This is a genomic window from Aquabacterium sp. UBA2148, from assembly GCF_002328915.1.
Lineage (GTDB): Bacteria > Pseudomonadota > Gammaproteobacteria > Burkholderiales > Burkholderiaceae_C > Aquabacterium > Aquabacterium parvum.
The window spans coordinates 8,763-9,612 of sequence record NZ_DCXA01000108.1; the positions used below are offsets into that span (position 1 = coordinate 8,763).

Annotated in this window: 1 protein-coding gene; it reads right to left on the reverse strand. The window is 68.6% G+C overall.

What is annotated here, in order from left to right; all coding sequences use genetic code 11:
* On the reverse strand, positions 1-666 hold a 666-nt coding region (locus tag B2W70_RS05920), incomplete at its 3' end, for a DUF502 domain-containing protein (protein ID WP_286743788.1).
* Between the last annotated feature and the right edge of the window lie 184 nt (positions 667-850).

Consider the following 850-nt stretch of genomic DNA (forward strand, 5'->3'; position numbering starts at 1 on the left):
TGCCGTCGGCGGGGGCGTGCCCTCAGCGGGCGAAGTGGGGGCGACAGGGGGCACGTTGGGTGGCGCCACCACCCCCATGGAGATGATGTACTTCAGCGCCTCGTCCACCGACATCTTCAGCGGGTGGACCTCGGCGCGGGGCACCATCAGCATGAAGCCGGAGGTCGGGTTGGGCGTCGTCGGCACGTAGAGCGTGACCATGTCGGCCGGCAAACGGGCCGCCACCTCGCCCGCAGGCTTGCCAGTCACGAATGCGATGGTCCAGGCGCCTTGCCTCGGGTACTGCACCAGAACCGCCTCCCGAAAAGCCTGGCCGCTGCTGGAGAACAGCGTGTCCGACACCTGCTTGACCGAGGTGTAGATGCTCTTGACGATGGGCGTGTTCGACAACACCCGGTTGTACTGGTTCAGCAGCCACTGGCCGACCATGTTCGACACCGCCATGCCCGTGAGCAGCAGCGTGGCCCCCACGACGATCACGCTCAGGCCGGGGACCTCGCGCAACTCCTGCAGGAAGGGGTGCAGGCTGACAGGCAGCACGGTGCGCGCAGCCGCCATGAACCAGCTGAAGACGCCATCGAGGGCGCCGACGACGTTCATCAGCACCCAGATCGTGATGGCCAGGGGCAGCCAGACGAGCAGGCCGGTGAGGATGTATTTTTTCACGCGAGGTGGGGCATTCAGTGGCAGGCGCAGGACGTGCCGCAACCGCCGGCCGCCGCAGCGCCGTCACCGCTGGATGATGCGCTGGCGTTGCCACCGTCGCTGGGGACTGGCGCGCTGGCGGCCGCGCTGGCCGTGGCACCCGTTGCGGCGGCGCCAGTGCCGGCCGAGCCGCCACGGAAGTCGG